Source organism: Desulfobacter hydrogenophilus (assembly GCF_004319545.1).
Taxonomy (GTDB): Bacteria; Desulfobacterota; Desulfobacteria; order Desulfobacterales; family Desulfobacteraceae; genus Desulfobacter; species Desulfobacter hydrogenophilus.
The window spans coordinates 2,570,018-2,583,429 of sequence record NZ_CP036313.1; the positions used below are offsets into that span (position 1 = coordinate 2,570,018).

15 protein-coding genes are annotated in these 13,412 nt (G+C 46.3%); all 15 read left to right on the forward strand.

What is annotated here, in order from left to right; translation table 11 throughout:
* The first annotated feature begins 13 nt into the window (after window positions 1–13).
* The 15 genes from EYB58_RS11385 (at window position 14) to EYB58_RS11455 (ending at window position 13,318) form a co-directional block, all read left to right on the forward strand.
* Window positions 14–1,393: a M23 family metallopeptidase gene (locus EYB58_RS11385; RefSeq protein WP_111952963.1), complete on the forward strand. Its 1,380-nt coding sequence runs from the start codon at window positions 14–16 to the stop codon at window positions 1,391–1,393.
* 38 nt (window positions 1,394–1,431) lie between these two features.
* On the forward strand, window positions 1,432–2,595 hold the full coding sequence (locus EYB58_RS11390) for a homocysteine biosynthesis protein (RefSeq protein ID WP_111952965.1): 1,164 nt from the start codon (window positions 1,432–1,434) through the stop codon (window positions 2,593–2,595).
* A 103-nt stretch (window positions 2,596–2,698) separates the two neighbouring features.
* On the forward strand, window positions 2,699–3,319 hold the full coding sequence (gene lepB / locus EYB58_RS11395; RefSeq protein ID WP_111952967.1) for a signal peptidase I: 621 nt from the start codon (window positions 2,699–2,701) through the stop codon (window positions 3,317–3,319).
* 13 nt (window positions 3,320–3,332) lie between these two features.
* The gene (locus tag EYB58_RS11400) at window positions 3,333–4,271 is read left to right on the forward strand and encodes an aspartate carbamoyltransferase catalytic subunit (protein WP_111952969.1); all 939 of its coding nucleotides are present in this window, start codon (window positions 3,333–3,335) and stop codon (window positions 4,269–4,271) included.
* On the forward strand, window positions 4,255–5,547 hold the full coding sequence (locus EYB58_RS11405; RefSeq protein WP_111952971.1) for a dihydroorotase: 1,293 nt from the start codon (window positions 4,255–4,257) through the stop codon (window positions 5,545–5,547). Before EYB58_RS11400 ends, EYB58_RS11405 begins: the two co-directional genes overlap by 17 nt.
* 119 nt (window positions 5,548–5,666) lie before the next feature.
* Window positions 5,667–5,924, forward strand: a complete 258-nt coding sequence (locus EYB58_RS11410) for a type II toxin-antitoxin system Phd/YefM family antitoxin (protein WP_111952973.1) — start codon at window positions 5,667–5,669, stop codon at window positions 5,922–5,924.
* Complete coding sequence (locus tag EYB58_RS11415) at window positions 5,924–6,343, forward strand: type II toxin-antitoxin system VapC family toxin (RefSeq protein WP_111952975.1); 420 nt, start codon at window positions 5,924–5,926, stop codon at window positions 6,341–6,343. The genes EYB58_RS11410 and EYB58_RS11415 overlap by 1 nt, the downstream gene beginning before the upstream one ends.
* A gap of 233 nt (window positions 6,344–6,576) precedes the next feature.
* Entirely contained in the window at window positions 6,577–7,998 is a 1,422-nt protein-coding gene (locus tag EYB58_RS11420) for a sigma-54-dependent transcriptional regulator (RefSeq protein WP_111952977.1), read from the forward strand.
* Window positions 7,999–8,239: 241 nt separating this feature from the next.
* Window positions 8,240–8,776 (forward strand): type IV pilin protein, encoded by a 537-nt coding sequence (locus EYB58_RS24445; RefSeq protein ID WP_111952979.1) that lies wholly within the window; start codon window positions 8,240–8,242, stop codon window positions 8,774–8,776.
* A gap of 235 nt (window positions 8,777–9,011) precedes the next feature.
* On the forward strand, window positions 9,012–9,140 hold the full coding sequence (locus tag EYB58_RS24720; RefSeq protein ID WP_242637655.1) for a hypothetical protein: 129 nt from the start codon (window positions 9,012–9,014) through the stop codon (window positions 9,138–9,140).
* A gap of 61 nt (window positions 9,141–9,201) precedes the next feature.
* On the forward strand, window positions 9,202–9,459 hold the full coding sequence (locus EYB58_RS11435; RefSeq protein WP_111952981.1) for a DUF2442 domain-containing protein: 258 nt from the start codon (window positions 9,202–9,204) through the stop codon (window positions 9,457–9,459).
* A gap of 160 nt (window positions 9,460–9,619) precedes the next feature.
* Window positions 9,620–10,522, forward strand: a complete 903-nt coding sequence (locus EYB58_RS11440; RefSeq protein ID WP_111952983.1) for a tetratricopeptide repeat protein — start codon at window positions 9,620–9,622, stop codon at window positions 10,520–10,522.
* A gap of 12 nt (window positions 10,523–10,534) precedes the next feature.
* Complete coding sequence (locus tag EYB58_RS11445) at window positions 10,535–11,500, forward strand: ABC transporter ATP-binding protein (RefSeq protein ID WP_111952985.1); 966 nt, start codon at window positions 10,535–10,537, stop codon at window positions 11,498–11,500.
* Window positions 11,500–12,267, forward strand: a complete 768-nt coding sequence (locus EYB58_RS11450) for an ABC transporter permease (protein WP_111952987.1) — start codon at window positions 11,500–11,502, stop codon at window positions 12,265–12,267. Before EYB58_RS11445 ends, EYB58_RS11450 begins: the two co-directional genes overlap by 1 nt.
* 454 nt (window positions 12,268–12,721) lie before the next feature.
* Window positions 12,722–13,318, forward strand: coding sequence for a Uma2 family endonuclease (locus EYB58_RS11455; RefSeq protein ID WP_111952989.1), 597 nt, complete (start codon window positions 12,722–12,724; stop codon window positions 13,316–13,318).
* The last annotated feature ends 94 nt before the right edge of the window (window positions 13,319–13,412 follow it).

Genomic DNA, 13,412 nt, shown 5'->3' on the forward strand with positions numbered 1-13,412 from the left:
GTAAGGTTGTTTGATGAAAAGAATACTGTTTCTGATTATATTTCTGGTAATTGTCGTGCCTGTGGGCTGGGTTCTGTTTTGTAAATATGAGGGAGAGCCTCCCATCGCAGACATCAGTCTGCCCTCCCAGTATCTTAAACAATCCTATGAAATAAATATGACCGCAACGGATAACGGCGCAGGTTTAAAGCATGTAACGGTCTCCCTGGTGCAGAAGGATAATGAAAAAGTCCTTTTGGATAAATCTTATCCCCCCTCTTCCATTCTGTCTTTGTTCAGCGATAATATTACCCTTTCAGACAACTTTATTATTCCCGTTGAAACGCGTAAATACGGCATGAGCGACGGCCAGGCCGTTATCCGGATTGTTGTAACGGATTATGCCTGGCGTAAATGGGCCAAAGGCAACCGCTTTTACGAAGAGCGGCCGGTGATCATTGATACGGTGGCGCCACGACTCCAGGTTCTGACCTCCCAGCATAATATATCCAGGGGCGGTGCCGGCCTTGTGATTTACAAACTTGATGAAGAAAATGTTCAAAGCGGTGTCAGGGTGGGGGATAACTTTTTCCCCGGATATTCCGGTGTGTTTAATGACCCCATGGTGGTCACGGCTCTATTTGCTCTGGATTATAACCAGGGGCCGGATACCCGTATTGTCGTAGAAGTCCGGGACCCGGCCGGAAATGAGACCAAACGCGGATTTTATCATTATATCAAAGATAAGAATTTTCGACCCGACACCCTGAACATCTCAGACGGTTTTCTGGAATTCAAAATGCATGATTTTGACCTGGGCCCCAAGGAACCGCAATTTTTGACGGAACAGAATCCTTTGCTGGCAAAATTCTTATATATTAACGAGACCCTTCGTCAGCAGAATGTGGAAACCGTAGCTAAAGTACCTTCGGACACCCGTGCCGAATTGATGTGGGACGGTCGTTTCAACCGTCTTCCCGGGGCTGCCAACCGGGCGCGTTTTGCCGATAAGCGTACATATAAATATAATGGAAAAGTGATTAGTCACTCCACCCATTTAGGCATTGATCTGGCTTCCACCGCCAATGCGCCGGTGGGCGCGGCCAACAATGGACGGGTGATCATGGCGGAAAATGTCGGCATTTTCGGCAATACCATCATCATTGACCACGGGCTTGGTCTTGCCAGCCTTTATGCCCATTTAAGCCAGATGAACGTGGCTAAAGGCGATATGGTTAAAACGGACGATATCATTGGCCGAACAGGCTTAACCGGGCTTGCCGGAGGAGATCACCTGCATTTTTCCATGATGCTTCACAATGTGTTTATCAACCCCGTGGAATGGTGGGATGCGGCCTGGATAAAAAATAATATCACCTCAAAAATTGAGTCTGTTAAAGAACAGATTCAGTAAACGTATAACTTTTTTAGAAAATCAGGACAATTCAAATCATGAGCACCTGTCAGGTGAATAAGACCTATGAAGAGATAAACGCCAAAATTGCGGCCGGCCAGGCCGTTGTCGTAACGGCGGAAGAGATTATTGATATTGCGGAAAAAGAAGGCATTGTGGAAGCGGCCCGCAAAGTGGATGTCGTGACCACAGGAACTTTTGCGCCCATGTGTTCTTCAGGTGCATTTATAAACATCGGCCAGTCCACGCCTGTGATTCGTACGACCAAAACCTGGTTTAACAATGTACCGGCCTATTCGGCCATTGCAGCGGTGGACTGCTATCTGGGGGCTACGGCTGTTTGTGAAGAGGATCCCCTGAATAAATATCACCCAGGAGAGTTCAATTACGGGGGCGGGCATGTCATCCAGGATCTTGTGGCCGGCAAACAGGTGCATTTGAGGGCAGAGAGCTATGGTACGGATTGTTATCCCAATCTCGCAATTGAGAAAACAGTCACCTTAAAGGATTTGCCCAATGCCATGCTGTGTAACCCGAGAAACGCATATCAGAATTATAATTGCGCCATCAACCGGTCGGACAAGACAAAGTACACGTATATGGGCACCCTTAAACCCAATGTGAGCAACGCCAACTATTCCACGTCCGGTTGTTTAAGCCCTTTGTTCAACGATCCCTATTTGAAAACCATCGGGTTGGGTACAAGGATTTTTCTGGGCGGAGCCCAAGGGTACGTGACCTGGACCGGTACCCAGCATAAAAAAGATGTGGACAGAGGCCTTAACGGTGTGCCCTTAAGCGGGGCCGGGACCTTGTCCGTTATCGGAGACCTGAAGCAGATGTCACCTGAGTGGCTGGTCGGGCAGAGCATCCGAGGCTATGGGGTGTCCCTGTCTGTGGGACTTGGCATCCCCATTCCCATCTTAAATGAAGAGATCCTCAAATATACGTCCGTGTCCGACGAAGAGATTTTTACCCAGATTATCGACTACGGCCATGATTACCCCAAGGGCATCTCCAAGTCCTACGGCCAGGTCAGTTATGCCGAACTTAAAAGCGGGACCATCACCATCAAAGGCGAAAGTGTTCCCACAGTGCCTTTGTCCAGTATGGTCAAGGCAAGAAAGATTGCCAATATTCTGAAAACTGAAATCCAGAAATCCAGATTTTACATTGGAGTCCCCCAGCATCTGTTCTGTTAAACGACTTGGGGATAGTTAAAATTATGTGCTGCCTTTCCACGATAAAAGGAGGAGTGCGTAAGCGCTCTTCGGTCAAAAATAATTTACAAAAAAGAAGCAAAAAATGAGTAAAAAAAAGAAAAGCACCTGGCGGGAGAATATTGAAGCAATTCTCATTGCCATTGTGATTGCTTTGTTTATCCGTACCTTTCTTGTTCAGGCCTTTAAGATCCCTTCCGGTTCAATGCTTGAGACGCTTCAGATCGGTGACCAGATTCTTGTAAATAAATTTATTTACGGGGTGAAAATTCCCTTTACCAACGGAAAGACCCTGATTCCGGTGAAAAATCCCCAGCGCAACGATGTTGTGGTGTTCAAATATCCGGAAGATCCGTCCAAGGATTACATCAAGCGGGTGATTGCCGTTGCAGGCGATACCCTGGAAATTGTGAATAAAAAACTGTATGTTAATGACCAACTTGTCACTGACCAGCCCTGGGCCCAGTACAAGGATTCCCGGATTTTGCCGGGTCAGATCACCACCCGGGATAATTTAAGAAAAATCACCGTGCCGTCCAACAAGCTTTTTGTCATGGGAGACAACCGGGACAACAGCCATGACTCGCGATTCTGGGGCTTTGTGGATTTGAGTGAAGTGCGGGGCGAAGCCATCATTATTTACTGGTCCTGGGACAAGGCGAATTTCAGCGTCCGTTTCAGCCGGATCGGCACACTGCTGTTTTAAGGAATATATACACATGCGGTTTGAAAAAAAAGATATTCTGGATATTGATTCCCTGAGCCGTGAGGAAATCGCTTATGTCCTGGACACGGCCCGGGGGATGAAGGAAATCTCCCAGCGGGCCGTTAAAAAAGTGCCCACCCTTCGGGGCAAAACCATTGTGCTTTTTTTCCAGGAGCCGTCAACCCGGACCAAGCTGTCCTTTGAACTGGCCGGTAAGCGTCTTTCCGCAGACACGGTGGCCATATCCAAATCTTCCTCCAGCATTGTCAAGGGGGAGACGTTAAGAGATACGGTCAGGACCCTTGAGTCCATGAAGCCTGATATCATCGTGATGCGGCATTCATCTTCGGGCGCGGCGTACCAGGTGGCAAAATGGGTAAAATGCTCGGTTATCAACGCCGGAGACGGTACCCATGCCCATCCCTCCCAGGCCCTTTTGGATATGATGACCATCCAGGAAGAGAAGGGCAGCTTTGAGGGGTTGAAGGTTTCCATTGTGGGCGATATTTCCCATTCCAGGGTGGCCCGGTCCAATATTATCGGTTTGTCCAGAATGGGGGCAAAGGTTACCCTTTGTGCGCCCGGGACCATGATTCCCGTCGGTATTGAGCAGATGGGATGCACCGTAGCCCGGGATATGGATGCCTGTGTGGCAGGTGCGGATGTGGTTATGATGCTTCGGATTCAAAAGGAACGCCAGGGCAGCCAACTTTTTCCAAGTGAGCGCGAGTATGCGGCGCTTTACGGGTTGAATCAGGCACGCCTGGACCTGGTGGCAAAGGATGCTTTGATCATGCATCCGGGACCGTTGAACCGGGGCGTTGAAATTTCAAGCCTGGTGGCGGATGGTGAACAATCCGTAATTTTAGACCAGGTGACCAATGGGGTGGCCCTTCGCATGGCTCTTTTTTATCTGGTGTCAGGAGGTAATAAAAATGCAGATTCAAATTAAAGGTGTCCGGGTTATTGATCCTGGTAACATTGAGGGTATCAGGGACATCAGTATAAAAGACGGGCTGTTTGAGGCGGTGTCGGAACCGGGACAGTTGCCGGAAGTTGCCAAAGCGTCGGAAGATGTCAAAGTGATTGACGGTCAGGGCCTGATTGCCGTGCCGGGACTCATAGACGTGCATGTTCATTTGCGGGAGCCCGGGCAGGAATATAAAGAAACCATAGAGACCGGTTTAAAGGCTGCGGCTGCCGGCGGAATTACCGCGGTCTGCGCCATGCCCAATACCAACCCTGTGAATGACAATGCCCAGGTGACCTCCTTTATCCTTTCCCAGGCGAAAAAGGCAAATGCGTCCAGGGTATATCCGGTGGGGGCCATTTCCAGAAATCTTGAAGGGGAAAGGCTCAACGACATTGCGGATATGAAAAAAGCCGGAATTTGGGCTGTGACCGATGACGGCATGCCGGTTACCGATTCCCAGCTCATGCGACGGACCCTGGAATACTGCAAGTCCCTGGATATCCCTGTGCTCGTTCATGCCGAAGACAAGCGCCTTGCCGATGGCGGATCCATGAACGAAGGGCTGCCGGCCACGGTGATGGGGATAAAAGGAATTCCCAATGCCTCGGAATCCGTCATGGTCATGCGCGATATTGCCCTGGCAGAACTGACAGGTGCCAGGGTGCATTTTTGCCACATGAGTACGGCCCAGTCCATTGAGGCCATCCGGGCGGCCAAGGCAAAGGGGGTGCATGTCACCTGTGAAACCGCCCCCCATTATTTTACCCTCACGGATGCGGATATTCCGCCCTATGATACCAATTTTAAGATGAATCCGCCCCTGCGCAGTGAGACGGACCGGGGCGCCATTATTGCGGGACTAATTGATGGCACCATTGACATAATTGCCACGGACCATGCTCCCCATGCCGAGGATGAAAAACAGGTGGAATTCGACCAGGCCGCATTCGGTATTGTGGGCCTTGAAACCTCGCTGGGGTTAAGCCTGGATCTTGTGGCCCAGGGTCATTTGACCCTGGTACAGCTGGTGGAAAAAATGGCCAAGGCCCCGGCAGATCTTATCGGGATCAACAACGATATTGTGCCGGGAAATCCGGCGGATCTCACCCTCATTAATATGGATACTGCATGGACTGTGGACCCCAATATTTTTGTGAGCAAAGGACGCAACACGCCTTTTGCGGGCCGCAGACTGACGGGTGCTGCTGTTTTGACCATTGTTGACGGCCGGATTGTTTACGCTATGGATGATTAGAATTTTCATGGCCCTTACCTTTCCCTTTGTCCAAAAATGCGATCTTTTTAAGGAGGTCCTTCTTGACGAGCAAAGATCAATGTAGTAACATTGCTACATCCTATGGGAAGGAGGTCAATATGAGTATTACAACAATTTCCAGCCGAGAATTAAATCAAGACATAGGTCGTGCAAAAAGAGAGGCTAAAAAAGGTCCGGTGATCATTACAGATCGCGGTAGACCTTCTTACGTCCTTATAACGGTTGAGGAATATCAAGTGCTCACAGGGACGCAACAAAATATTCTTGATTTACTGGCTATGCCTGGTTTAGCGGATACAGACTTTGATCCTCCCAGCTTAAAAGACTCTCTTTGCCAAGCAGCGGATTTGTCCTGATGTATTTACTTGATACGAATGTACTCTCTGAACTTAGGAAAGCAAAAACCAATAAGATAAACAAAGCCGTCGAAGCTTGGGCAGGCAATGTACCTGCTTCAACCCTGTATTTATCGGTTATTACTGTTTTAGAAATAGAATTAGGGGTGCTTCTAAAAAAGAGGAAAGATCCTCGGCAGGGAAATATACTTCGTGTTTGGTTCAACGATCATGTAATACCGACATTTAGAGCACGTATTCTTGATGTTGACACATCAATAGCCGTGAAATGTGCGATATTGCATGTTCCTGAGCCTAAATCATACCGCGATTCTCTTATTGCTGCGACGGCTATAGTACATAAACTGACAATTGTAACAAGGAATGTGTCAGATTTTATTCAGACAGGTGTTAATATAATTAATCCTTGGGACGGATAGTATGACTTTAGCAGAAAAGCTTAAATAGTAGATTTTTTAGCCCACTCTTATAAACGTGGTCCGGCCCCTATTTTATTGGGGATTCTAAACATTGAGTATTTTATTTCACCATGAAGGACATGAAGCGCATGAAGAATATACCTGGAAATCAATCTTCATGTCCTTCATGGTTTTAATTCAAAAAATATTTTAATTTTATGACATTAACCAGGGATTGACCCGGGATAAAATCTATGGCAGACGCACACCGCATTCTGGTGGTAGACGATGAACTGAGCATGCGCCAGTTCCTGGAGATGCTTCTGTCCAAAAAAGGGTATAAAGTCAATCTTGCCAAAAATGGCAAACAGGCCTTAAGCAGCATTAAGCAGAGAAAATACGATCTGGTGCTCACCGATATCCGTTTAGGCGATATTACAGGCCTGGATGTGTTGCGGGCCGTGAAAAAAGAGCATCCGGACACTGTGGTAATCATGATCTCCGCCTATGCCACAACGGAAATCGCTGTGGAGGCAATGAACGAAGGGGCTTACGATTTTGTGCCCAAGCCCTTTGACAACAATGAGCTTTGCGCCACCATCGCCAAGGCCCTGGCACTTTTGACCCTGGACCAGGAAAAAGCACTTCGTTCGTCTGAGCTTAAATCCCATCTTCATTTTAACCGAATCATCGGCAATAGTCCCGGCATGCAGGCAATTTATCAGCGAATTCGCCAGATTGGCCCCACCAAGACCAATGTGCTGGTCACCGGTGAAAGCGGTACCGGAAAGGAGCTCATCGCCCGGGCCATCCACGATAATTCCGAGCGTAAAGACAGGCCCTTTGTGGTGGTCAACTGCGGCGGAATCCCGGATACGCTCATGGAAAGCGAATTTTTCGGTCATGTCAAAGGTTCGTTTACAGGGGCTGTGGCTGACAAGCCGGGATTGTTTGAGGCTGCCGATACCGGCACTATTTTTCTGGATGAAATCGGCGAGTTGTCCATGTTTCTGCAGGTAAAGCTCTTGCGGGCCGTCCAGGAAACCCGGTTCAAGCCTGTGGGCGGTACCCGGGAAATTGATGTGGATGTCAGGATTATCTCTGCCACCAATAAAAAGCTGGAGCAGGAGGTCATAGACGGCAATTTCAGGGAAGATTTATTTTTCCGCCTTAACGTAATCCCCATTAAGGTGCCGCCGCTGCGGGATAGAAAAGGGGATGTTGACTTACTTGCGGCCCATTTCGTGGAAAAATATTCGAAAAAACTGGGCAAGGATATCGTAAAGCTGTCGTCCTATGCCATTGATTTTTTGAACCAGTACTCCTTCCCCGGCAATGTCAGGGAGCTTGAAAATCTGATCGAGCGGTCTGTGGCCCTTTCCGCAACCAATATTATTCTGCCCGAAAGCCTGACCATCTCTTCTCACAAACGGCGGCGCTGGATAGAAGGCGTTAAAGATAACCGCTATGATCTGGAAGATGTGGTTTCCGGCGTGGATTTGGACAAGATTATGTCCGACATTGAAGGTGCATATGTCAAAAAAGCCGTGGAAATATCCCAGGGCAACAAGAGTAAAGCAGCCGAACTTTTAAATTTAAGCTTAAGGTCTTTCAGGTATCGCCTGGACAAAACCATACCGGTCAAAAATGAATCCGGGGATAGTGATGCCGGGTAAAAGAATCAGGGTTGACATTTTTTGTCAATCGGATTATCGTTTTTGTTAAATTTCAGCGAAAAATCGTTTTCATCGTTTTTGTAGTGTTTTAGTTCATGAAAATAAGTCTTTTTAAAATTAAGTAGTTATAAATAAATATAAGTTGTTTTTCGTCCTGGCATTGCTGTTGCAGTAAGCATTGTCATTCATAAAATGAAAAAAGTTTGTCACATCATTTAATTTAACAAAAGGAGAGTAAAAAATGACTAAACTTATTAGAAACAACCAGAACGGTTTTACCCTGATCGAATTGATGATTGTTGTGGCTATTATCGGCATTTTGGCTGCTATTGCGATTCCTAACTTTCTGAACTATCAGCTTAAGGCAAAAACCGCTGAGGCAAAAGTAAATCTTGGTGCAATTGCAACATCTCAAGAGTCTTATCGTGCAGAGAATGATACTTTTCATGCTTGTGCTGCTACACCTGCTACCAATGGTGGACAAGTGAAAGTAGATTGGGCAACTGGTGGTATCGCAGACTTTACTGTAATTGGTTTCGCACCATCCGGTCAGGTATATTATTCATACACGGTAGAACCTGATGCTACTAGTACCTTAACTACTATTGTTGACGGTTTTGTTGCTACGGCAGAAGGTAACCTTGATGGTGCCGGAGTAGTCCCTGGTGGTCTGGCTACTGCCGGAACTATTGGTTCTGGTGCAGCTACTGCTACAAATGGTTTATTTTCAATAGATGCTAGCAGGGCATATCAGGATGAAAATTCTGGTGTATGGTAAGGTAAATTCGGGGGGTAAATTCGGGGGACACAAATTCGGGGGACACGATAGTTAATTATTAAACAAAATCCTGATCCGAAAATTAAAATGGGGGGGCTCCTTGGGGCCCCTCTTACTTGTTCAATAATCAAGGCCCCCCCATCTGACCTGAAAGGGTGAAATAGTGCCGACTATTCTTGTAATTTTAGGATGGAGATTGTTCTTTTACGCAAATGAAGGAAACGAGCCCATTCATGTGCATTGCCGGAAAGAAGATATGGAATGCAAGTATTGGTTAAATCAAGATAATTTTGACCTTGGGGAAGCTTTCGCGTATAATATGTCATCAAAGGATAAAAGGCAGATTAAAAAAATAAAAAAATAATCTACGAACACTTTGAATACATTGAACAACAATGGAACGATTTCCAGCAAAGGCGGTAACGATGGAAAAATTACATGAAATTAAAGATATTGAGTTTGAGGGTAATTTCCTCGTCATCACCGTTGACGGAGAAACAAAGCGTTTTGAATTAAAGGCTGTGTCACCTGTTCTTGAAAAAGCATCAGCAGTAGAGCGCTCCTGCTTTAGAATCTCTCCGTCAGGCTATGGGATATACTGGCCTCTGCTGGATGAGGACCTTTCCATAGATGGCCTGCTTGGGATTGTTCATGCACCCCAATGGAGCAAAAAGACTGCATAGTCGTTTTGACAGGCATACAATGTTTCTTGTGGGACTTGTTGCTGAACAAATTAATAATTTACAATATTCCCTGTTGTCAAAAAACAGAAAAAAACAGGCCTAAAAGGACTCCGGAAAAAAACGGTGATTTTCTATCGTGCCACCTGAATTCAGAAAAATAATGTTTCTTGTTCTCCTGATCCCGATTCTTTTTTATTTGATTGAGACCCTGGATGAAAAATATCCTGTCAGGGAAGTGGAAACTTTTTTGTATCTGCCTTCGGGAACATTTCTAAAAGGGGCTGCACTGGGGTATGATGAGATGCTTGCGGATCTGCTCTGGATTAAGGCGGTTGGGTATTTTGGCGGGCATTCCCGAACGGATCGCAACTACACGTGGCTTGCGCATCTGCTGGATGCGGTAACCACCCTGGATCCGTTGTATCAATACCCGTATGAATTCGGCGGGGTGGTTCTGGCCGCTGAAGTAGGGGATGTAGACAAAAGCATTGCGCTGCTGAAAAAAGGGATGAAGAATGTTTCCCGGGATGATCCACGGTACTGGTATTTCCCCTTTTTTCTTGCCTATGATTATATGTACCACAAAAATGATTATCTGACTGCAGCTCACTATCTGGAACAGGCCACAAAGTTCCCCCAAAGCCCCTCTTATCTGCCCCAACTGGTGGCACGACTTTATGCCAATGCCGATTCTCCGGAAGTGGCCGTGGCTTTTTTGCAGGAGATGATAAAATCCACGAAAAAACAGGCGTTAAAAGAGCGTTTGATCGAACGACTCCACCAGGTGATCCACCGGGCCAATCTAAAGCTTTTGAACCAGGGACTTGACGCCTTTTATCTAAAATTTCAGTATTATCCGACCGCTTTAGAGACGTTGGTTAAGTCCGGCATTATTCCCGGCATACCGATTGATCCCCGGGGTGGGAAATATTATATTTCCATGGACCATAAAACTGTTACAAACACAATACCCGAGGCCGATTTGAGAGTGCACATCAACGAGAAAAAGCAGCCCTCCGCAGACGATGTCCCCCTGCCCATGCGGGTGCCGGAACAAAATTAAAAAAGGAACACAATGGTGACCGATTCCGTGGCAATTAATATCAAAGGGTTGAGCAAAAGTTTTTCCAACGGCTGGCTGGGGAAAAAACAGGTAATCCGTGATTTGGATTTCCAGATCCGGGACAATGAGGTGTTTGGCTATCTTGGGGGCAACGGAGCCGGCAAGACCACGACATTCAAGCTGATGCTGGACCTGATACGACCGGACAAAGGGGATATCTCTTTTTGGGGGGGGGCGGCAAAGGATAGAACTAGCCGGGCCATGATTGGATATTTGCCGGAACAACCCTATTTTTACGCTTACCTTACCGGTGCCGAGGCCCTTGATTTCTATGCCAGCCTGTTTGATCTGACAGGGGCTGAACGTAAAAAGCGGGTCAACCATTTGCTCGATCTTGTGGGACTTGCCCATGCCGGGGATACCCAGTTGCGCAAATTTTCCCGGGGCATGCTCCAGCGCATCGGTATTGCCCAGGCCCTGGTCAATGATCCGAAACTGCTGATTTTGGATGAGCCCATGTCGGGCCTGGACCCCATGGGCCGCAAATCCATGCGCGACATTATTCTTTCCTGCCGGGACCAGGGTAAAACCATTATTTTTTCGTCCCACATCATTTCGGATGTGGAGATGATCTGCGATCGTGCCGGCATCCTTGCTAATGGGGAACTTAAAAGTATCATCACCATGGACGATGCCATGTCGTCTCAGGATTCCACCTGGGAGATTACCTGTCAGGGCGGGCGCTTGGACTTGTCAGGCATTGAGGGTCAAAGTAGCATTAAGCAAGTGGTTCGTGGAAACCGGCATATTATTTCAACGGGAGATAAAGAGATCGCAGACCGGGTGATGGCAGAAATTAACCGCCAAGGTCTGGTGCTTGTCTCCTTTTCAACGGCACGCAAAAGCATAGAAGATATTTATATCAAAAGTGCGGGGCAAAACACCCGCCCTGCAGGCAGTCAACAGGATGAATATTGATGAACAAAGTGCTGGCCATCGGCCTTAATACATTTAAAGAGTCTATCCGGGATAAGATTTTTTACAGTCTTTTATTTTTTGCCGTAATTTTAATTTTATTTTCCATTGTATTAAGCAAGCTGACCCTTGGCGATCCCATGAAGATCATCAAGGATTTCGGGCTTGGGTCCATATCCATCGGCGGCACCCTTATCGCCATTTTTGTGGGCATTGGTATGGTGTACAAGGAGATGGAAAAGCGCACCATTTACATTATTCTTTCCAAGCCGTTGGCCCGGTGGCAGTTTCTCATGGGCAAATATTTAGGACTCAGCCTGACCATTCTGGTGGAAGTTGCGGTGATGACAGTGTTGTTGTTTGCCCTTTGTTTCGTATATGAGAAAATAGTGCCATGGCCTCTGTTAACAGCCATTGTGCCCATTTACATTGAAATATTGGTCATCCTGGCCTTTGCTCTTTTTTTCTCCGCCTTTTCAAGCCCGTTTTTAAGCGGCATGTTTACCCTGGCTATTTTTATCATCGGGCATTTTACCCAGGATTTAAGACTGCTTGCCAAAGCATCCGAAGACACTGTGTTTAAGGCCCTGGCAGATGGGGCCTATTATATCCTGCCCAATCTTGAGCGTCTAAACTACAAGACCCGGGTGGTCCATGATCTGGCCATCCCGGGTCAGGAACTTGGGTTAAGCTTTGTTTATGCGGTCAGTTACATTGCCGTTGTGCTGATTACGGCAGTCTTTATCTTTGAAAATAAAGATATATCGTAATTTTTACAATTATTTCCAGTAGAGTATCTGCCTTCTGGTGGTTGTTGGCAGAAAAATAAGCAGTCTCTCTGTTTCGGCATTTAACCCTTCGGACCATGTCGTTCTTCTGTTGTCATTTTTAGTGAAGTCTGTCTCCTTATACTGTGCTGAGTATCACCACCGAGGCAGACGGCACGGGACGGGGTAAAATGCCTAATACAAAAATCCAAACAAATATAAAAAAATAATCCCCCGCACTTATTGAGAATTTACAATATATTCTGTTAGTTTATTGATAAAATTATAAATTATTTCAACACCTTTTATAGGTCTGTTTCAAAGGAAAGAGTTGATAGTTTTTTGTACAAATAGTAATAAAAGGTATTACTTCTCTTACTAAAAATGGAGGATAATTGGCCTTTTTTCTTTTTTAAAGTATATGAAAAAATGCCTTTTTTAAACTGGAGAAATAGCCATGAACCAGCAGCGGCAAGAAAAAAAATGGATGAGCCCGGAAGAATACCTTGCATTTGAAAAAAACTCAGAGATCAAGCATGAGTTTTTTGACGGCGAGATGTTTGCCATGACCGGGGCCAGTTTAAACCACAATCGGATCAGTAGAAATATAGAACGAGAATTGGGGGTGCTGCTAAAGGGATCTTCATGTGAAAATCTATCCAGCGACATGCGGGTTAAAATCCAGGCAAAGGAACAATATACTTATCCTGATATTGTCATTGCCTGTGACGATCTCCTTTTGGAAGAAATTAATGGGGTTGAGACCCTGCTTAACCCTGTCGTTATTATTGAAATTCTTTCGGACTCAACTGAAGCATATGACCGGGGGAAAAAGTTCTCCCGTTACCGGCTCATATCTTCGCTTCAGGAGTATATCCTGGTCTCCCAGAACCATTGCCAGGTTGAAAGATTTATTCGTGGAGATGATAGCTGGAGATACTTCTCCTATGAGGACATGAAGCAGAACGTTAGGATTGATTCTGTTGATGCTGAGCTGCTGTTATCAGATATATACTACCGGGTTGAGTTTGAAGTTGGTGGGGACTCGATTTAAATAGCAAAACCCAATATATGACAACCAAATCGTCGATGCCTCTCAAGGAAACTGTATAGTGGACCCCGGAATCTTCCCTGGTAAGCCCGGAAAA

Excerpts from the sequence above, each read along its gene's own strand:
- EYB58_RS11385 (WP_111952963.1), top strand. The coding sequence starts at position 14 with ATGAAAAGAATACTGTTTCTGATTATATTTCTGGTAATTGTCGTGCCT.
- EYB58_RS11415 (WP_111952975.1), top strand. The coding sequence starts at position 5,924 with ATGTATTTACTTGATACGAATGTACTCTCTGAACTTAGGAAAGCAAAA.
- EYB58_RS11435 (WP_111952981.1), top strand. The coding sequence starts at position 9,202 with ATGGAAAAATTACATGAAATTAAAGATATTGAGTTTGAGGGTAATTTC.
- EYB58_RS11445 (WP_111952985.1), top strand. The coding sequence starts at position 10,535 with ATGGTGACCGATTCCGTGGCAATTAATATCAAAGGGTTGAGCAAAAGT.
- EYB58_RS11390 (WP_111952965.1), top strand. The coding sequence starts at position 1,432 with ATGAGCACCTGTCAGGTGAATAAGACCTATGAAGAGATAAACGCCAAA.
- EYB58_RS11410 (WP_111952973.1), top strand. The coding sequence starts at position 5,667 with ATGAGTATTACAACAATTTCCAGCCGAGAATTAAATCAAGACATAGGT.
- EYB58_RS11400 (WP_111952969.1), top strand. The coding sequence starts at position 3,333 with ATGCGGTTTGAAAAAAAAGATATTCTGGATATTGATTCCCTGAGCCGT.
- EYB58_RS24445 (WP_111952979.1), top strand. The coding sequence starts at position 8,240 with ATGACTAAACTTATTAGAAACAACCAGAACGGTTTTACCCTGATCGAA.
- EYB58_RS11455 (WP_111952989.1), top strand. The coding sequence starts at position 12,722 with ATGAACCAGCAGCGGCAAGAAAAAAAATGGATGAGCCCGGAAGAATAC.
- EYB58_RS11450 (WP_111952987.1), top strand. The coding sequence starts at position 11,500 with ATGAACAAAGTGCTGGCCATCGGCCTTAATACATTTAAAGAGTCTATC.
- EYB58_RS11405 (WP_111952971.1), top strand. The coding sequence starts at position 4,255 with ATGCAGATTCAAATTAAAGGTGTCCGGGTTATTGATCCTGGTAACATT.
- EYB58_RS11440 (WP_111952983.1), top strand. The coding sequence starts at position 9,620 with ATGTTTCTTGTTCTCCTGATCCCGATTCTTTTTTATTTGATTGAGACC.
- lepB (WP_111952967.1), top strand. The coding sequence starts at position 2,699 with ATGAGTAAAAAAAAGAAAAGCACCTGGCGGGAGAATATTGAAGCAATT.
- EYB58_RS11420 (WP_111952977.1), top strand. The coding sequence starts at position 6,577 with ATGGCAGACGCACACCGCATTCTGGTGGTAGACGATGAACTGAGCATG.